The 17,862-nt window shown below is 69.2% G+C and carries 15 protein-coding genes; 6 read left to right on the top strand and 9 right to left on the bottom strand.

Annotated elements, in window-relative coordinates:
* Nucleotides 1-158 precede the first annotated feature (158 nt).
* The 5 genes from zomB to glf are packed head-to-tail and all read right to left on the bottom strand — an operon-like array spanning nucleotide 159 to nucleotide 7,068.
* Nucleotides 159-2,246, bottom strand: a complete 2,088-nt coding sequence (gene zomB / locus AS181_RS07280; RefSeq protein ID WP_058250934.1) for a flagellar motor control protein ZomB — start codon at nucleotides 2,244-2,246, stop codon at nucleotides 159-161.
* Nucleotides 2,233-3,153 (bottom strand): decaprenyl-phosphate phosphoribosyltransferase, encoded by a 921-nt coding sequence (locus tag AS181_RS07275; RefSeq protein ID WP_058250933.1) that lies wholly within the window; start codon nucleotides 3,151-3,153, stop codon nucleotides 2,233-2,235. Before AS181_RS07275 ends, zomB begins: the two co-directional genes overlap by 14 nt.
* Nucleotides 3,150-3,935 carry a phosphatase PAP2 family protein gene (locus tag AS181_RS07270; protein WP_396275665.1) on the bottom strand — a complete coding sequence of 262 codons (786 nt, stop codon included), beginning with the start codon at nucleotides 3,933-3,935 and terminating at the stop codon, nucleotides 3,150-3,152. The genes AS181_RS07275 and AS181_RS07270 overlap by 4 nt, the downstream gene beginning before the upstream one ends.
* Nucleotides 3,919-5,859, bottom strand: coding sequence for a glycosyltransferase (locus AS181_RS07265; protein ID WP_058250932.1), 1,941 nt, complete (start codon nucleotides 5,857-5,859; stop codon nucleotides 3,919-3,921). Before AS181_RS07265 ends, AS181_RS07270 begins: the two co-directional genes overlap by 17 nt.
* Nucleotides 5,860-7,068 carry a UDP-galactopyranose mutase gene (gene glf, locus AS181_RS07260; protein WP_058250931.1) on the bottom strand — a complete coding sequence of 403 codons (1,209 nt, stop codon included), beginning with the start codon at nucleotides 7,066-7,068 and terminating at the stop codon, nucleotides 5,860-5,862.
* Between the two features lie 428 nt (nucleotides 7,069-7,496).
* Here glf and AS181_RS07255 point away from each other — a divergent pair, with 428 nt between their 5' ends.
* From AS181_RS07255 to AS181_RS07235, 5 genes are all read left to right on the top strand, one after another.
* Nucleotides 7,497-8,168: a glycosyltransferase gene (locus tag AS181_RS07255; RefSeq protein ID WP_231742333.1), complete on the top strand. Its 672-nt coding sequence runs from the start codon at nucleotides 7,497-7,499 to the stop codon at nucleotides 8,166-8,168.
* Complete coding sequence (locus AS181_RS07250; RefSeq protein ID WP_058250930.1) at nucleotides 8,165-9,115, top strand: acyl-CoA dehydrogenase family protein; 951 nt, start codon at nucleotides 8,165-8,167, stop codon at nucleotides 9,113-9,115. The genes AS181_RS07255 and AS181_RS07250 overlap by 4 nt, the downstream gene beginning before the upstream one ends.
* Nucleotides 9,112-9,894: a PIG-L deacetylase family protein gene (locus AS181_RS07245; protein ID WP_058250929.1), complete on the top strand. Its 783-nt coding sequence runs from the start codon at nucleotides 9,112-9,114 to the stop codon at nucleotides 9,892-9,894. The genes AS181_RS07250 and AS181_RS07245 overlap by 4 nt, the downstream gene beginning before the upstream one ends.
* Nucleotides 9,895-9,972: 78 nt before the next feature.
* Entirely contained in the window at nucleotides 9,973-10,629 is a 657-nt protein-coding gene (locus tag AS181_RS07240) for a class I SAM-dependent DNA methyltransferase (RefSeq protein ID WP_058250928.1), read from the top strand.
* Nucleotides 10,630-10,722: 93 nt separating this feature from the next.
* A complete protein-coding gene (locus tag AS181_RS07235) occupies nucleotides 10,723-11,406 on the top strand; it encodes a GAF and ANTAR domain-containing protein (RefSeq protein ID WP_082652882.1) in 684 nt (227 codons plus the stop codon).
* Between the two features lie 4 nt (nucleotides 11,407-11,410).
* Here AS181_RS07235 and AS181_RS07230 read toward each other — a convergent pair whose 3' ends face one another.
* On the bottom strand, nucleotides 11,411-12,994 hold the full coding sequence (locus AS181_RS07230; RefSeq protein ID WP_231742331.1) for a SpoIID/LytB domain-containing protein: 1,584 nt from the start codon (nucleotides 12,992-12,994) through the stop codon (nucleotides 11,411-11,413).
* Between the two features lie 463 nt (nucleotides 12,995-13,457).
* Between AS181_RS07230 and AS181_RS07225 the strand changes: the two genes are divergently transcribed.
* The gene (locus AS181_RS07225; RefSeq protein ID WP_058250927.1) at nucleotides 13,458-15,191 is read left to right on the top strand and encodes a peptidoglycan recognition protein family protein; all 1,734 of its coding nucleotides are present in this window, start codon (nucleotides 13,458-13,460) and stop codon (nucleotides 15,189-15,191) included.
* A gap of 27 nt (nucleotides 15,192-15,218) precedes the next feature.
* Here the strand turns inward: AS181_RS07225 and AS181_RS07220 are convergent, their stop codons facing one another.
* Genes AS181_RS07220 through AS181_RS07210 form a run of 3 tightly spaced genes read right to left on the bottom strand, consistent with a single transcriptional unit; the run spans nucleotide 15,219 to nucleotide 17,679 of the window.
* The gene (locus tag AS181_RS07220) at nucleotides 15,219-16,058 is read right to left on the bottom strand and encodes a Cof-type HAD-IIB family hydrolase (RefSeq protein WP_058250926.1); all 840 of its coding nucleotides are present in this window, start codon (nucleotides 16,056-16,058) and stop codon (nucleotides 15,219-15,221) included.
* Complete coding sequence (locus AS181_RS07215) at nucleotides 16,058-16,870, bottom strand: lysophospholipid acyltransferase family protein (protein ID WP_058250925.1); 813 nt, start codon at nucleotides 16,868-16,870, stop codon at nucleotides 16,058-16,060. The genes AS181_RS07220 and AS181_RS07215 overlap by 1 nt, the downstream gene beginning before the upstream one ends.
* A gap of 38 nt (nucleotides 16,871-16,908) precedes the next feature.
* Nucleotides 16,909-17,679 carry a lysophospholipid acyltransferase family protein gene (locus tag AS181_RS07210; protein WP_058250924.1) on the bottom strand — a complete coding sequence of 257 codons (771 nt, stop codon included), beginning with the start codon at nucleotides 17,677-17,679 and terminating at the stop codon, nucleotides 16,909-16,911.
* Between the last annotated feature and the right edge of the window lie 183 nt (nucleotides 17,680-17,862).

Below are 17,862 nucleotides of genomic sequence, written 5' to 3'. Positions count from 1 at the left end.
CAGTTCAGAACGCCTCAGTCACGACCTTTCTATCGGCCGCGCCCACGGGGACGTTACCGATCCGAGATGTTCGACGGCAACTCCACAGGTTCGACCCCGCGTTTTCTCGGGATTCTCTTGGTGTCGTGTGGTTGGGTGCCGCGCCCGGGCGCGCGTCACTAGCGCGGGTTCACCGGCGGTGGCATCTCCAGGCCGCAGCGCTGGATCTCGTACTCCGGCTCACGCTGGATGCGATAGCTGTTGAAGATGAACGCCTGACGCAGGTTGTGCTTGAAGCGGTCGAAGGACCACGGCGCCTCGAACGAGGCGAACCGGTCCTTGGTCTCCGGGCACTGCAGCGCCACCTGGGCCTGACGGACCAGGTCCTCGTCGAGATAACCGGGCAGCACGGGGCGGCGCGGGTATGCCCCGGCCTCGGCGACGACCCACTCGCTCGGCAGGATCTTGTCGTGGCCGATGCGGCCGTCCTCGAGACGCTCGGTGTGTGCGGCGAGCGGGTACGCCAGACCCATCTGGTCGATGACGCGCACATCCAGCGGGGCGTTCATGCTCGTCATGCCGAGGTTGAGGAAGTAGACGGTCACCTGCCGCTCGGCACCCTTCGGCATCACGCCGGGAAGTTGCGCCACGTACCACTCGTCGTAGTTGAACGACGGCAGGATGACGCCGCCGTCCTCGCGGTACTCGTCGATCTTCTCGACCATCGCGCTCATGCGCGGATAGTCGAGGTAGTCCTCGGCCGTCACCGGGTTCTCGTTGCCCATGTTGGTGACGTAGAAGCGGCGCTCGTCGACGATGCCGCTGCGTCCGATGTCGATCCCCGCGTTCGGCAGCACGTTGGCGTGGGTGGAGACCGCCCACACGACGACGGTGATCCACATGGCGCTCATGGCGACCGCGCCGACCAGTTGGGCCCGCGCGCGCCGGCGGTCGGCGGGGTCGGGTGCGGTCACCGGTGGAGCGGCGTCGTCCACCGGGTCGGAGATCACGGACTCGGAGTCCGTCGACGGCCGGCGACGGAACGCCGCACCGACGTGGGCGGGAATCGTCACCGGCACGACCATCAAGGGCAACAGGGTGATGAAGATCGGAACGAGCAGCACCCGGCCGTGCATGAAGTCGCCGCCCTGACGCATCCAGTAGACGATCAGCACGATGCCGGCGAGGACCACGACGGTCACGACCGCGGTCGAGGACTGCAGCCGGCGCGACCATCCGGCGAGTCGCGACGGCCGGGTGTCCGTCGTCGAGTCGGCCGTTGCGTCACCCGAATCCGCGGTCGCGTCGGCACCGGTGGCGTCGGCCCTCGTCGACCGCATGCGGCCGCCGACGACCAGCAGCACCCCGGCCACCGCCGCCAGGACGACCGGCAGCACGAGCACGTAGGGGCCGAAGAGGTTGGTCAGGTAGGCGAAGCCCTGGTCCCACTTGGCACCGCTGGCGTCCTTCGCGACCGCGGGGTTGGGAACCAGCAGGGCGTAGTAGCCCATGCGGAAGATCTGGTAGCCGACCGGCAGGGTCCCCGCGACCACGACGACGCCCAGACGCATCTTCCAGCCGAGGGGCGCGAAGAACACCAGCAGCAGGACGAGGCCGCCGAGGATCGCCAGTTCGGGCCGGATCAGCGGCGCCAGACCGGCGGTGAAGGCGAGTACGAGCGTGGCCGCCGCGCTCCTGCGGCTCGTGCGCGGGCCGCGCCGCGCCCAGGCGACGAGCTGGCACCACAGGACGGCCGCCCAGAAGATGCAGAGTCCGTTCTCGAGCCCGCTCGTGGCGAAGTCGCGCGCGGGCGGAATGGCGATGTAGATGACCGCGCCGAACGGCAGCAGCAGGGTCCAGCCGTCGCCGGTGAGCCCGCCGATGCGTGTCCCGAACAGGCGCGCGCTGCCGTACATCGCGATCGGGATCGCGGCGACCGAGCACACCAGCGCCACCCAGAGCGCGACGTACTCGAGTTGACCGTCGGTGATCCACGCCCAGAACCACAGCAGGTAGGTCCAGGCGGTTGACGTGTTCGCCTCGACCCGCTCCCCGGCGTTGAAGACCGGACCGTTGCCGGCGAAGAGGTTGCGCAGCGTCCGCAGGACGATGAGCCCGTCGTCGGCGATCCACCGGCGCTGCCACGCACCGATAGCGAAGAACGTCGTGACGACGGCGGCCCCGACGACGAAACTGACGGCCGCGACCTTGGTGCGGCCGGTCGTCAGCGCCCGGAATCCGGTTGGCGATCCGTCAATTGACTGCATAGACCGCGACACCCACACACACCAGCCACGCCACGGCGAGCAGCTGCAGGACACGATCGCCGAGCGCGATCTCCTCGGGCTCGCCCGCGGCACCCCCGTCGACGTCGACGGCGTAGCGCAGGATCGCCACGGTGAACGGCACCATCGAGATGGCGTACGCGACGTTGGTGTCGTGGTCGGAGCCCTTGTCGAAGGCCCACAGGCCGTAGAAGATCACGACCGCGGTCGCCGACAGGGTCCACACGAAGCGCAGGTAGGTGGTCGTGTAGTACTCGAGGGCCTTGCGGATCTTGGCGCCCGTGCGTTCGGCGAGCTGGAGTTCGGCGTAGCGCTTACCGGCCGCCATGAAGAGCGACCCGAAGGCCATCACGAGCAGGAACCACTGCGACAGCACGATCTCGGCGGCCACACCACCGGCGATGGCGCGCAGCAGGAAGCCCGACGACACGATGCAGATGTCGATGACGGCCTGGTTCTTCAGGCCGAAGCAGTAGCCGAGCTGGATCACCAGGTAGATGGCGATGACGACGGCCGTCTGCCAGTTGGCGAGGAACGCGATGCCGATCGAGCCGACGAGGAGGACGACGGCGAGGACATAGGCCAGGGTCACCGGGACGACGCCGGCCGCGATCGGCCGGAACCGCTTGGTCGGGTGGTTGCGGTCGGACTCGACGTCCATCGCGTCGTTGACCAGGTAGATGCTCGACGCGGCGAGGCAGAAGGCGACGAAGGCGATACCGGCGGAGCCCAGCACCGAGACGTCGGTGATGTTGCCCGCGGCGAGCGGAGCGGCGAGCACCAGGACGTTCTTGACCCACTGCCGCGGCCGGACGGCCTTGATCAGCCCGGACGTCAGGTTCTTCGGCGGTCCGAGAACCTTCCCGTGCTCGATCGGCTCCTCGCTCATGCACTCTCCCTGTGTCGTGTCACCCGCGCGATGACGGGGGACGCGGCAAGACGCAGCGTCCCGCCGGGGACCGCGGCCGTCAGGCCGAGCCGGGCCAGGACGCGCGCCGCGCGGCGGGCACGTCCGGACTCCTGGTCATTCCGGGTGGGTTCGAGCAGCACCTTATCGCCCGCGATGACCGCCGCTGCGCTCGCGGCACCGATCGCGGCACCCGCGGTGACGTCGGTCGGGTAGTGCACGCCCAGCACCAGTCGGGACAGCAGCATCGGCGGGACCAGCACAGCGGGCAGCACCTTCGGGTCCCAGCCGGCGGCGCGGCCGATGAGGATCGCGGCCGCGGTGGTCGAGGTGGCGTGTGAGGACGGGAAACTCAGTTTGCTCGGCGTCGACACCCCGATGGCGATCGCCGGGTGTGCGGGCCGCGGGCGGCGCACGATCCGCTTGATGATCACCGACGCGGCGTGCGCGCCGAAGGCGCCCACTCCCGCCTCGAGCCAGAGCTGTTGCGCCCGTACGTCACCGCGGCGGCGGGCCAGGGCCCAACCGGTCCCCGAGATCGCGAGCCAGCCCAGCGCGTGCTCGCCCACGTGCGACAGTCCGCGCGCGGCCGGGCGGACGCCCGGGCGGGCGCCGAGCCCGGCCTGGATGGCGACCAGCGCCTTCTCCTCGCCGTTCAGGGGACGCGGGGTGTCGTCGGCCGGGACCTTCCCCGTCTCCGCACGGTCCTCCAGGACCGTGTCGCCCCCGCTGCCGATCACCGGACCATCAGATTCCGAAGACACCCGCCCAGCTCTCCTTCGACGTCAGGTCGCGGTGTGCGGACCTGTACTGCTGCTTCATCTCCGGGAACTTGTCCTGCAATTCCTTCACGAGGGCGAAATGTTCCCGGGCGAGCTCGATCATCTTCTCGCGGTCGCGCTGCCGGTAGACGACGCCGCGGCCGTCGGCGGTGGTGACCGTGACACCGTCGACCCGTCCGAGGGAGAACCATCGCGCCTCGATCGGTGGGAAGTTGGCCTGCGGCACCTCGTGATGCCGGGGATCGGCCGGGCGGACATTGTTCACCACCGCGGCGGTCAGCGCCTTGATCTTGCTGATCGGGTTCAGCGGTATCGAGGTCCCGAGATGCGTTGCCTCGCCCGAGGTCCGCGGCAGCTCGGTCGCCGAGGGGAGGACGACCGCGTCCGGATACTGCTTGCGCATCTGCGCGACCTTCGGCAGCGCGGTGGGCAGCAGACTGCGGATGTGATCGGGTCCGGCGAGGAAGTCCCGGATCGCCTCGTTCTGGATCGCGACCGTCGAATACTCCAGGCAGAGGAGGTGTTTCGCGGTCGCCTTGGTCATCGACCGGACGATCCCCTTGATGGGACCGTCGTGGTGGATCGAAGCGACGACGAGCCGGTTGCGCAGGTGGAAGTACGCCTGCCAGTCGATCGCGTCGTCCTTGTCGCTCCAGGCCATGTGCCAGATCGCGATACCCGGCACGGTGGCGGTGGGGTAACCGGCCTTCGACGCGCGGAGTGCGAACTCCCAGTCGTCCCACTTGATGAACAGGGGCATCGGGAGGCCGATCTGCTCCGCACATTCGCGCGGGATCATGCACATCCACCAACCGTTGCCCTCGACGTCGATCCGCCGGTGCAGGTTCTTCGAGTTCTCGCGGTCGCGCAGTGGGTGTTTGGAGAAGTTGTGGTCGTACTCGACGAACGGCGCCGCGGTCCACATGAAGGTGTCGCGCCGGATGACCTCACCCATGCAGTGGAGGTGACTGCGGTCCTGCAGGTTCAGCATCTGACCGCCGACGAGCATGGGCGCCTTCGCGAATCGCGACATGGCCAGCGCCCGCAGGATCGAGTCGGGTTCGATCGCGATGTCGTCGTCCATGTAGAGGACGTAGGGCGAGTCGGTGAGCCGCAGCGCCTCGTACATGATGCGCGCGTACCCGCCCGAGCCGCCGAGGTTGCCCTGGTCGAAGATGTGCAGCCGGTCGCCGAGAGCGGCCGCGGCCTCGGTGTACCCGGGTTCGTCGACGACCTTCTTGGTGCCCTGGTCGGGCATCATCACCGCGTCGATCACCTCGTCGACCATGGGGTCGGAGGTCAACGCGGCCAACGCGTTCACCGCGTCGGTGGGGCGGTTGAAGGTCGGGATGCCCACCGTGACGCGCTTGGTCTCCGCGTCCGGGGTCGGCGCCTCGATGGGCGCGTACCAACCGGCGGAGACGATCTCGGTGTCGGTGTCGGTGGTGACGTCGAACCAGATCCAGCCGCCGTCTTCGAAGGGGCCGAGGTCCAGCTCGAATTCGACTACGCCGCGGCCGGTTTCGTCGGTGTCGACGAGATCACCGCCGATGCCGATACGCGACCCGTCGATCTTGGAGCGGTACAGGTCGACGCGGCAGGTGCCGATCACCTCGACGCGGAGCACCACGGAGTCGAGGATGCTCCAGCGGCGCCAGTAGGCCGCGGCGAAGGCGTTGAAGTAGGTCTCGAAGCTCACCTCGGACTCGGCACCGAGGAGCACCGAGGTCCGGCTGGGGGCGTGCGCCCGGCGGTTGTTGCTCTCGGACTCCACGACGTACAGCGACCGGACGTCGAGGGGTTCGCCTGCGCGCGGGAAGATCACCCGCTGCAGAAGGGCTTTCGCCTTCGACGGCCCCACTCCGGCGTCGGGGATGTCGGAGTGGTTCACGGGAGTCACCGTCATCTATTCGGCTCCTGCGGGGTCGGCCACCAGCGGCGCACCATCACGCAGATGCGGTGCCAGGGTGTTGTCGAACATGGTGAGCGCACTCGCGATCGCCATGTGCATGTCGAGGTACTGATAGGTGCCCAGGCGACCACCGAACAACACTCCGGCACTTGCGGTCTCGGTGCGGGCGAGGTCACGGTAGGTGGTCAGCATCGCCCGGTCCTCGGGTGTGTTGATCGGGTAGTACGGCTCGTCGTCGTTCTCGGCGAACCGGCTGAACTCCCGCATGATGACCGTCTTGTCGTCGGGGTAGGAGTCCCGCTCGGGATGGAAATGTCGGAACTCGTGGATACGGGTGAACGGGACGTCGGCGTCGTTGTAGTTCATCACCGGTGTGCCCTGGAAGTCGCCGGTGTCGAGCACCTCGGTCTCGAAGTCGAGTGTGCGCCAGCCGAGTCGGCCGGCCGAGTATTCGAAGTACCGGTCCACGGGGCCGGTGTAGACGACCGGGGCGTCGGGACTGTCCGCGCGCAATTGCTCACGGACGTCGAACCAGTCGGTGGACAGGCGCACCTCGATGCGGTCGTCGGCCGCCATGTTCTCGAGCCACGCGGTGTAACCGTCGACCGGTAGACCCTCGTAGGTGTCGTTGAAGTAGCGGTTGTCGAAGGTGTAGCGGACCGGAAGCCGGGTGATGTTTCCCGCGGGCAGTTCCTTGGGATCGGTCTGCCACTGCTTGGCGGTGTAGTGCTTGATGAACGCCTCGTAGAGCGGGCGGCCGATCAGGCTGATCGCCTTCTCCTCGAGGTTGCGCGCCTCGGCGGTCTCGATCTCGCTGGCCTGCTCGGCGATCAGCTTCCGCGCCTCGTCGGGACTGAAGTAACGGCCGAAGAACTGGCTGACCAGCCCGAGGCCCATCGGGAACTGGTAGGCCTGCCCGTTGTGCAGGGCGAACACCCGGTGCTGGTAGCCGGTGAAGTCGGTGAACTGGTTGACGTACTCCCACACCCGCTCGTTGGAGGTGTGGAACAGGTGCGCCCCGTACTTGTGGATCTCGATGCCGGTCGTCGGCTCGGCCTCGGAGTACGCGTTGCCACCGAGGTGGTCGCGCCGATCGAGCACGAGGACCCGTTTGCCCAGCTGCGTCGCGGCCCGCTCGGCGACGGTGAGGCCGAAGAATCCGGAGCCGACGACGATCAGGTCATAGCTGCTACTGGTTGCCACGGGTCCTCAGGGTAACGGACCCTCCCTGAGTAATCTCCGAGCAACGTGGCCTGGCACGGAAGCCGGGTATTGTTTCGAACGTCGGCCTGTAGCCCCCGGGCCCCATCCTCTCCTGTGACCAGTTCGGGGTTTGAGTGACGCCGCTGTTCGTACGATCGCCCGACGACCGGGTGTCCCCGACCCTTCGTGACGCCCCTCCGCAGGCTCCGGGGCTCCTCAGGGAGCAGACACAAACACCCCCGCAAGCTCCGGGGCTCCTCAGGGAGCAGACGAAACCACCTCCGCAGGCTCCGGGGCTCCTCAGGGAGCAGACACAAACACCCCCGCAAGCTCCGGGGCTCCTCAGGGAGCAGACACAAACACCCCCGCAGGCTGAGGGGCTCCCCAGGGAACACCAGGCAACGGCTCCGATCGAGCGCATCGTCGTCGTGGTGCCCGTCCACAACGAGGCCGAGCGACTGCCCGCGTGCCTCGAAGCCCTGCAGGCCGCGGCCACGGCGGTGCCGATCCCCGTGGAGGTGATCGTGGTGCTCGACGCCTGCGACGACGACTCCGCGACGCTGGTCACGGACGAGTTGTCGACCGTGGTGGTCGATGTCCGCTGTGTCGGCGCGGCGCGCGGAGCCGGTTTCGCGTCCGTGGGTCCGTCGTCGTCGGAACCGGCCACCACGTGGTTCGCGACCACCGACGCCGATTCGACGGTTCCGCGCGACTGGCTCGCCGAGCATGTCGCCGCCGCGGCCGCGGGGGCGGACGCGTACGTGGGCACGGTCACCCCGGACGGTTTCGACGAGTGGCCGGCGGGAACCGACGAGATGTACCTGCGGGAGTACGACCCGTCCCCCGGGCACGGTCACGTCCACGGCGCCAATCTCGGCGTCCGCGCCTCGACCTACGCCGACGTCGGCGGTTTCCGCGAGCTCGACACCGACGAGGACGTCGATCTCGTCGACCGCCTGCATGCCGCGGGCGCGGTCATCGAACGGGGTGCGCACGCGCCGGTCCGCACCTCTACGCGACGCGACGGGCGCGCACGGCACGGCTTCGCGGGCTACCTGCGGCAACTGTCCGGGGCCCGGCCCGACGAGGTCGCCGGGTGACGCCCGCACGGGCACGCGCGATCGTCGGCGACCCGTCCTTCACGCTCCCCCGCCCGGGCGGCGGATGCACCCTCGACCGGTTCGCCGCCCTCGTCCGGGCCTGCTCCGACGACATCAGCACGGGTCGCCTCGTCGAGGCGCACGCCGACGCCGACGCCATCCTCGCCGAGATCTGCGACGGCGGCACCTCCCCGGGCGAGTTCTGGGGTGTATGGGCGGCCGAGACCCGCGGGAGCGGCGTCGACGCCCGCCGCGGCGCATACGGCTGGGAACTGAGCGGGACCAAGGAGTGGTGCTCCGGCGCGACGTCGTGCACCCACGCGCTGGTCACCGCGCGCACCGACACCGGCAACCGGTTGTTCGGCGTCGACCTCGGCCACCCGGGGGTGTCCGCGGACAGCTCCGGGTGGGCCAACGCGGGCATGCGCGACTCCGACACCGGGACCGTCACGTTCGACGCCGTGCCCGCCGACGCGATCGGCGAACCGGGCGCATACCTCGACCGGCCGGGATTCTGGCACGGCGGGATCGGGGTCGCGGCATGCTGGTTCGGCGGGGCCCGCAAGGTCGCGGCGCCGCTCTACCGCGCGGCCGCCCGTTCCGACGACCCGCTGCTGCTGATGCACGCCGGCGCGGTCGACGCCCATCTCGCGTCCGGTTGGGCGCATCTGCAGGCCGCGGCACGCGAGATCGACACCGACCCGGGCGCGCCGTCGAAACGACTCGCCTTCGCCGTGCGCTGGTCGGTCGAACAGGTCGCGACCGCGGTGATCGACCGGGTGGGACGCGCGCTCGGTCCCGGCCCGCTGTCCGCCGACGCCGGTCACGCGCAAGCCGTCGCCGATCTCACCGTCTACATCCGGCAGTCCCACGCCGATCGAGACCTCGCAGTCCTCGGTGCTCTGACCGACGGCGTCCCACCCGGACCGGGATCGGCGGGTCCGTGACCGCCGACGGCTCCCCCTCGGCGCACCGCTTCGGCGCCACCCCCACCTCGGCGGAGGGAACTCCGGAATCGGAATGGCAGCGGTGGTTCGCCGCGCGGGGTCCGTGGCCCGACTTCGAGCCGGGCGTCCGGCGGCTCGTGGTCCTGGCCGCCCATCCCGACGACGAGGTACTCGGGGTCGGCGGGCTGATGGCGGCTGCCCACCGACGTGGCATCGAGGTCGTCGCGCTCTGCCTGTCCGACGGCTCGGCGTCGCACCCTGGTTCGCCCACGCTCTCGCCCACCGAGCTGGCGATCCGACGACGCGCCGAAGTGGACTCCGCGACATCGGTTCTGGGCATCGAACCGACGCGATGGTGCGGGCTCGGCGACGGCACGCTCGCCGACCACGAGGACGAGATCGAGGCCATCGTCGAGCACACCCTCGCCGAGCAGCCCGAGACCCCGACGGCCCTGCTGGCGGTGTGGGCGCACGACGGTCATCCCGACCACGAGGCCGTCGGACGGGGTGCCCGACGCGTCGGCGACCGATGTGGCGTCCCCGTCTGGATGTATCCGATCTGGATGTGGCACTGGGCCACACCCGACGATCCCCACATCCCGTGGGAGCGGATGCGGACCTTCGTCCTCGACGACGATCTCGAGGCCGCCAAACGAGAGGCCGTGCAGGCCTTCGACACCCAGATCCGCCCGCTGTCACCCGCCCCCGAAGACGCCACCGTCCTCGGACGGCACATCCTCGACCGCCTGCTCCGCGATCGGGAGTTCGTCTTCGTGTGAACTCAAGACGCTCACGACATCGGCATCGACGAGGGCCCGGGACGGCAACCGACACCGACGATCATCAGGACGGATGACATGGCCGACGACCACACCGCCGGGAGCCGAGAAGGGCTCGCCGACAACTATTTCCACGACATGTACCGAGACAGCGACGACCCCTGGGGCTTCACGTCGCGGTGGTACGAACAACGAAAGTACGCCCTCAGCCTGGCGGCCTTGAGCTCTCCCCGGTACGGGTCGGTGTTCGAGCCCGGCTGCTCGGTCGGCGTGCTCAGCGCGCAGTTGGCGACGCGCGCCGATCATCTGCTCTGCACGGACGTCAGTCCGCGCGCGGTGGAGCTCGCACGCGAGCGACTCGACGGCCACGACTCCGTCGAGGTGCGCGTCGGCGACATCGTCTCCGACTGGCCGCCCGGCCGGTTCGACCTGATCGTCCTCAGTGAGGTCCTCTATTACCTCGGTGACGCGGATCTCGACGAACTGATCACGCGGTTGCCGGAATGTCTGACCCCGACGGGCGAGGTGCTCGCGGTGCACTGGCGGTGGCGGGTCGAGGAGTACCCGCGAACCGGTGACGAGGTGCACGCCGCCCTGCGGTCGTCGGCGTTGCACCCGTCAGCGTCGTACTCGGACACGGACTTCTGCGTCGACGTGATGACTTCGTCACCCATCGGGTCGGTCGCGCAACGAGAAGGACTCGTCACCGTCGCGGACGCGCACCGTACGGCATAATGATCTCTTTGAACACCCGGGGGAGTTCGAAGCCCGCGCTTTGCTGTCGGTCCAGTCGAAGCGCTCTGAACAACGTCTCACGAGGAGGCAGGAGTGACCGAGTTGGCGGACTTCGGGGCTCAGATGACGCGCATCGCCGGCGAGATGCGCCGCGAGAGTGACGACACCGAAGCAGCGCTTCGTTCGATGACCAAATTCGCGGTCGACGCCATTCCGGGAGCCGAGTACGCGACCGTGACCCTCGTCGCGAACGGCACCATCGAGACGCCGGTTATGGTCGGCGACCTCGGCGGCCAGTCCGACAATCTGCAGCGAGAACTGGGCGAGGGCCCGTGCATCCGGGCCGCGGTCTCCGATCGCACCGTCTGGATCGACGACATGCGGACCGAGACGCGCTGGCCGAACTTCGCGGCTGCGGCAGCCGATCTCGGTATCCGGTCGATGGCCTGCTTCTACCTCTACATCGACGGCGATGACTCGGCCGCGCTGAATCTTCACAGCACCGAACCGGCGGCATTCACCGCCGAGGCCCGTCAACTCGGCGAGCTGTTCGCCGCGCACGCCGCGACCGCCTTCGGGGCCATCCAGGAGAAGCAGCAGCTGCGCGCCGCGCTCGGCTCGCGCGACATCATCGGCCAGGCCAAGGGCATGATCATGGAACGCTACAAGCTCGACGCGGGCGAGGCGTTCGCACTGCTCGCGCGCCTGTCACAGGACACCAACACCAAGCTCGTCGATGTCGCCGTCCAGATCGTGGAGGCCGGGCCGGAGCCCTGACCGATCAGCGGAAGGCGTCCCGCTTCGGGAACCCGAGCGCGGGGATGCCGCCGCGATCCTGGTAGCGCTCGAGCCCCTTGCCGACGAGGACCCGCGGTCCGGTGGCCGGGGTGAAGAACATCATCCCCTTCTCGAAGAGCTGGGTGACGCCCGCGGCGTCGGGGGTCAGGGTCGGCACACCGAGCGCCTGGCCCAGCGGTCCGGTGATCCCGCCCAGGTCAGCGAACCGTCCGTTCATCGCCGACGTCGCCATGTCGAGGAACTTCGACGATCCCGGCAGGATCTGTTCGGCGAGCTGGTTGAGGCTGCCGAAATCGATACCCCCGCCGCCGGGCGACGCCGGGCCGGTGGGCGGTTTGACGATCCGCGGCGGCGAGGGCTGACCCTGGACCGCGAACCACGACGACTTCAGCTGCAGCTTGGTTCGAGCTTCCTCGCCACTCACCTCCGCGGTCCCGCCGGAGCCGACCGCGCGCACCTTGATCGCGCGTCCGTGTTCGGCGCCCAGGCCGTTGGCCTCGATGACCTCGAAGCTCCGCAGCGCACCGACTCCGAACGCCGATCCGATGCTGCCCGCGCTGACGGTGGCGGTCCAGTTGTGGTTGGGCGAGACCGTGTCGCCCTCGTCGACGACGGCCGGGAAACGTCCGCCGGCCGTGTAGCCGCCGGTCGACGCGGAGAACTCGGTGAAGGCCGGTTGACCGTTCTGCATCAGGATCTGGCCGGCGGTGGCGTCGGCGGCCGCGTTGGTCCGGCGGTCCTCGCCCGAGACACCGCCGTAGACCTGCGAATTCTGGGTGTCGTCGATCTTCTTGCCACCCGCGATCGCCGCAAGTGCGTAGGTGCGGGCCGCCACGGCCTGCGCCTGCAGCGCCGCCGCGCCGCCGGAGTCGCCCCAGGCGGGCAGGCTCTCGCGCGGGATGACGCCCTTGACGTAGTCGTCGATGTGGATGCGGTTCACCACGCGCCCGCCTTCGAGGCCCATGGCCCCGCGGTAGGCCTTGTTCGATCCGCAGAATTTGAGGAATTCACCGGCCGGGCGGTTGGGCGCCATGCTGAGGGGTTCGACGAAGGTGGCCGGCACCGACCGCACCACACCGCCGCCGCACCCGCTGCGGATGGTGGCCGTGCCCCCGGACAGGCTGACCGCCTGCCCGGGAGCCACCGTCTGACCACCGACTCGCATGCCGGCGTCCGCGTGCACATTCACCGAGCCCTGACCCGTGAGGGCCACCAGGATCTCGGGCCTGTCCACCTTCCCCGCGGTGGTGCCACCGTAGTAGTGGCGCAGGATCTGCTGTGCCGTCCAGCCCTTGCGGGCGTAGCCGTACGCTCCCCATTGCCCCATTCCGCGGCCGTGGCCATGACCGTGCCCGATCAGCGTCACCGTCGACCCGACCGAGAGCTCGACCTGATCGGCCGATTCCGATGAGCTCGCGACAGCGAGTCCACCGGCCAGCAGTGCGGGCGCCAGCCCCGCCGCGGCCCAGGTCAACGCGCGGTTGCGGGCCCGTCCGGGCCGCGCACCGCTCGCCGTCCATCGCGGCAGAAGCCGTGTAGGTCGGGCTTTGGTCACTGCAGAACACATCCTTCGGTCGCGACGACACCAGCCGCGGGCGGCGAACTTCTGCACCGCCCGTAACGCGTGTGACTGATGTGACGATTGGGACTTAAGTGACCCTAGTGAACTCAGATGCCGATCTCCAACCCGAGGGGATCACAACCGGATCACGAGTTGTCCGGGCCGCCGTGACTCGGGCGCGGGGGTCAGGCCCCCGGATTCGTGGCCACCCCATCGTCCGGCGTCAGCACACCAGCCACATCCGTCACACAGATAACAAGAACATCACGAGTTACCGATGCGCGGCGTGTGTCGCCGCCGTCGTCGATGCCTGACGGCGACGATGACCGCCGTACCGAGCACGGTCGACGACTTCGAAGTCCTGGTGGCTTCGACGCCGTCGGCTGCGCAGATGTCGACGGCTGACCGGACCCGACCACACCCCCGGAGCACCAGTGCCGCGGTCCGACCAACCTGCGAGGAGACCTGAGTGCGTTACCCCAGACCGAAACCTTCGATCGCGCTCGCCGCGATCGCCGCCGCGGTCGTCGCGAGCCCGTTCGTGGTGATCGCGAGCCAGTCCGAACCACAGCTGGTGGACAACAAGCAGACGGTCTCCAACACCGAGATCGAGCAGGTCCCGTTACGGGAACTGCCCGCCGCCATCGTCGACGTGGCGACGTCCGGCCTCGCCGCGGCGGGGGTCGAACTGCCGCCGATCGACCCGGACGCGTTCCCGCTGCCGGATCTGACGGTCCCGCTGCCGAAGGGTCTCGTCCCGGGAGCCGGCTCATCGTCGAGCACCGATCCCTCTGCCCCGTCGGGATCGCCGTCGAGGGAGTCATCGGCAGAATCGTCGCCGCCGGAATCCCCCTCGACAGAATCGTCACCGTCGGAAACCGGATCGGAGACAACCGAACCCGCCGCCACCCCGACGACCGAGGCGCCCAGCAGCAGCGAGCGGTCGGCACCGTCGACGACGCGGGACCAGCCGGCGCCTCGAGATGACCGGGCACCGGGGACCCCGACCCGATCGAACCCGAGCAGCACGACCCCGGCGACACCCACGATGGCCGACGGCCGCGAGGTCGGGGCGGCGGTCACGCACATCGCGCGCGAGGCGCCGATCAAGATGGTGGCGTTCACCTGGGAGCGACCCGTGGACGTCGACCTCAAGCTGCGTGCGAAGAACCCCGACGGCAAGTGGGGACCGTGGACGGTCCTGGAGCAGATCAGCCGCGGACAGGCGCCCAGCGCGAAGAACCCGGTCGGTACCGAACCGGTCTGGGTGGGCGACGCACGTGAGGTGCAGGTCGCCGCGAGCAAGGACGGCCTCGCGATCCCGGCGGCGGAAACCCAGGGCGGCGATCTCGCCCAGCTGGCCGTCGGCACCGCGAGCACGGTGGTGACGGAGTTGGCCACCGTTGCCCTCAATGCGCTGAAGGCGACGCTCATCAGCCCCGAGAGCCTGCTCGGCCTGGGTTCGTCGTTGCTCTCGCCGCTGACCGGCGGACCGCAAGTCGTGGCCCGCCAGGCCTGGGGCGCCGACGAGTCCATCCGCTGTTCGCAGCCGGTGTACTCGCCGCAGATGCGCGGAGCGATCGTGCACCACACGGCCGGCAGCAACGACTACACCCCGCAGCAGTCCGCGGAGATCGTCCGGGGCATCTACGCCTATCACGCACGCAGCCTGAACTGGTGCGACATCGGGTACAACGTGCTCATCGACAAGTACGGCCAGATCTTCGAGGGCGCGTTCGGCGGACTCGACCGCAATGTCGAGGGCACGCACACCGGCGGGTTCAACAAGGAGACCCTCGGGGTGTCGATGATCGGCAACCTCGAGGAGGTGCCGCCGACCGCGGCGATGGTGTCGGCGACCGGCAAGTTCCTGCGCTGGCGCCTCGGCAAGGCCGGACTCAACCCGGCGGGCACGGCGACGCTGACCTCAGAGGGGTTCGCGGGCACCAAGTTCGCGGCGGGCACGCAGTCGAACCTGCCGGTCATCTCCGGGCACCGCGACTACAACAGCACCAGCTGTCCGGGAGTCCACGGCTACGCGGCGCTCACCGCGATCCGGGCGCTCGCCGGCGGTGCGCCGCCGGCACCCGAACCGACTCCGCCTGCCGATCCCGCAGCCCCGGCACCTCCGCCGGCCGCACCCGGCGCCCCCGCGCCGCCGGTCGAACCGGGTGCCCCCGCCCCGGTACCGCCGGCGACCTGAGCCGGGTCCGCGATCCGCGGGGACGGATCAGGTTCCGGCGAACCAGCGCTCGAGCACCTTCGCGACGCCGTCGTCGTTGTTGCCCACGGTGACCTCGTCGGCGGCGTCGAGTGCGGTCGGATGACCGTGTCCCATCGCGACTCCGAGGCCCGCCCAGGTGAGCATCTCGGCGTCGTTGGGCATGTCGCCGAACGCGATCACCGCGTCGACGGGGAGTCCGGCGAGCTCGGCGAGCCGGGCTAGTCCGGACGCCTTGTGTGTGCCCGGTACGGACAGCTCGATGAGTCCGTTGTCGGTGGAGAAGGTCACCTGGGCGAGGTCGCCGACCATCGGCTCCAGACGACGAGCCATCTCGTCGGAGGCCATACCCGGCTTGCGGACGAGGAGTTTCACGGCCGGATCACCGAACACCTCGTCGTCACCGACCTCGACGTGGTCGGGGTTGAGCCATGCGTGTTCGTAGCCGGCGCTCGCGACGAACGGCGCGGTCGCGGCGTCGTGTGCGGAACGGCCCGCCCGCTCGGCCGCGATGCCGCATCCCGGGATCTGCTGGTAGGCGATCTCGCCGAGTTTGACCAGGGCGTCGGGTTCGAGATTGGCCGACCACAGCACGCGGTCGTGCTCGGCGTCGTAGATGATGGCGCCGTTGGCGCACACCGCGTACCGGACGAACGCGTCGGTGCCGGCGAACTGGTCGGTGATCTCGGCGATCCAGCGCGGGGGTCGACCGGTGGCCAGCACGAATTCCGTACCGGCAGCACGGGCGGCGGCGAGCACGGCCAGCGTGCGCGGGGAGACCCGGTTCTCGTCGTCGATGAGGGTTCCGTCCACGTCGCTGGCGATGAGTGTGGGTGGACCGAATGTCATCAGCGTCTGCTTTCTCTCGACCGTGATCTCTCGGCGGCTCGTCTCGCCCGCGCCTCGGCTTTGCGGAGCGCCTCGTCGGCTTCGATCACCGCGGCTTCCTGAGGTGTCGGTGCCGAACCGCCCAGTCGCGACGGAACCCAGAACTCACCCGGCGGGTGGGGACCGTAGGCGTCCTGGACTTCGAGGAGCATCGAGTTCATGGTGTCGCGGAGCCTCAGGGTCTCACGCTCGGGGGACTCGCCCGGAGCTGGGGTGAACGGCAGACCGAACCGGACATGCACCGGCAGCCGGCTCCGGCCGATGTTCCGCAGTCCGCCCTTCGTCCACTGGCGGTGGGCGCCCCACACGATCGCCGGGATGATGGGCACCCCGGTCTCGGCGGCCATCCGGGCCGCACCGCTCTTGAACTCCTTGAGCTCGAAGCTGCGGCTGATCGTCGCCTCCGGATAGACCGCGACGATGTAGCCGTCCCGCAGCCGACCGAGCGCGGCTCGATACGCCTCGGCACCGCGCGACCGGTCCACCGGGACGGTCTTGGTGTGGTTGACCAGGAACCGCATGATCCCGATGTCCATGACCTCGGACTTGATGAGAAAACGGGTCCGGCGTCCGGCCCGCTGCACCCCGAGCGCGAGCGGCAGGAAGTCGACGTAGCCGGTGTGGTTGACGCACAGCACGGCGCCGCCGGAGTCGGGGATGTTCTCGATGCCGGTGAAGTGCAGGTCGAGAGCCTGCGCCCGGACGATCCCGTTGGCGATCAGCTCCAAGGTGCGATACACCGGCTCGCGGTGTCCGTGCCTGGCTGCGCTCATGGGTCCAGGTTAACGCCGCCTCACCGGCCGACAGTCGATCAGACGACCCCGGGGTCGTCCTTCCGCGGCTCGCGTTTGGCGGCACGTTCGGCCTGCTCCTGGGCGTCCATCCGGTTGGCCTCCTCGAGTGTCGGCGCCGAACCGCCGAGCCGGGCGGGGACCCAGAACTCACCCTTCGGGTGCTCGCCGTAGGCATCCTGCAGTTCGAGGAGTTTCGCACTCATGACCTCGTGCAGCTTGGCCGTGAGGGCGTCGGCGCTGCCCGTGGCCTCGAGGGGCTCGCAGACGCCGATGGAGATCTTGTACCCGGTGCGCCCCAGCTGTTTGGGGTGCCCCTTGGTCCACACGCGCTGCGCACCCCAGATCACCGTGGGGACGATCGGCGCGCCGGATTCGATCGCCATGCGGGCGGCACCGGACTTGAAGGCCTTCAGCTCGAAGCTCCGGCTGATCGTCGCCTCGGGGTAGACCCCGACGAGCTCGCCGCGCTTGAGGTACTCGACCGCGTTGCGGTAGCTGTCCGCACCTTGCGCGCGGTCGACGGGAATGTGCTTGAGCGAACGCATGATCGGCCCGGAGATCTTGTTGTCGAAGACCTCCTTCTTCGCCATGAAGCGGACCTTGCGACGGCCCTGCAGGTAGGCCGGGATACCCGCGTAGGTGAAGTCCAGGTAGCCGGTGTGGTTGATCGCGACGACGCCGGGGCCGTCGGCCGGTACGTGTTCCACACCCGACACCTTGAACTTCAGACCTTCGGCCAGCCACAACAGGCGGGCGGCGGTGATCACGGTGTCGTACACGGGTTCCATGCGAGAGAGCTTAGCCACTGTCCCCGGAGCCCTCGCCGCCGTCGGCAGCCTGGTCGCCGTGACCGGCCGTTCATCACGACGGGACCCGTGAGACTCCTCACGGTGAGCATCCCGCGGGACTCATGGCCCACGCACCAGCACGGCACGGCTCGATACCCTGGACGTCTGTAGTGCCCTGCCGCG

The organism is Gordonia sp. SGD-V-85 (assembly GCF_001456905.1).
GTDB lineage: Bacteria > Actinomycetota > Actinomycetes > Mycobacteriales > Mycobacteriaceae > Gordonia > Gordonia hongkongensis.
The sequence above is the reverse complement of the archived record's forward strand: the minus strand, read 5'-3'. Positions and strand labels throughout refer to the sequence as shown.

What these genes read in the sequence shown, in the direction of transcription:
- AS181_RS07215 (WP_058250925.1), bottom strand. Translation starts at nt 16,870, where the DNA reads ATGAGCGCAGCCAGGCACGGACACCGCGAGCCGGTGTATCGCACCTTG.
- AS181_RS07275 (WP_058250933.1), bottom strand. Translation starts at nt 3,153, where the DNA reads ATGAGCGAGGAGCCGATCGAGCACGGGAAGGTTCTCGGACCGCCGAAG.
- AS181_RS07265 (WP_058250932.1), bottom strand. Translation starts at nt 5,859, where the DNA reads ATGACGGTGACTCCCGTGAACCACTCCGACATCCCCGACGCCGGAGTG.
- AS181_RS07210 (WP_058250924.1), bottom strand. Translation starts at nt 17,679, where the DNA reads ATGGAACCCGTGTACGACACCGTGATCACCGCCGCCCGCCTGTTGTGG.
- AS181_RS07240 (WP_058250928.1), top strand. Translation starts at nt 9,973, where the DNA reads ATGGCCGACGACCACACCGCCGGGAGCCGAGAAGGGCTCGCCGACAAC.
- AS181_RS07230 (WP_231742331.1), bottom strand. Translation starts at nt 12,994, where the DNA reads ATGTGTTCTGCAGTGACCAAAGCCCGACCTACACGGCTTCTGCCGCGA.
- zomB (WP_058250934.1), bottom strand. Translation starts at nt 2,246, where the DNA reads ATGCAGTCAATTGACGGATCGCCAACCGGATTCCGGGCGCTGACGACC.
- AS181_RS07220 (WP_058250926.1), bottom strand. Translation starts at nt 16,058, where the DNA reads ATGACATTCGGTCCACCCACACTCATCGCCAGCGACGTGGACGGAACC.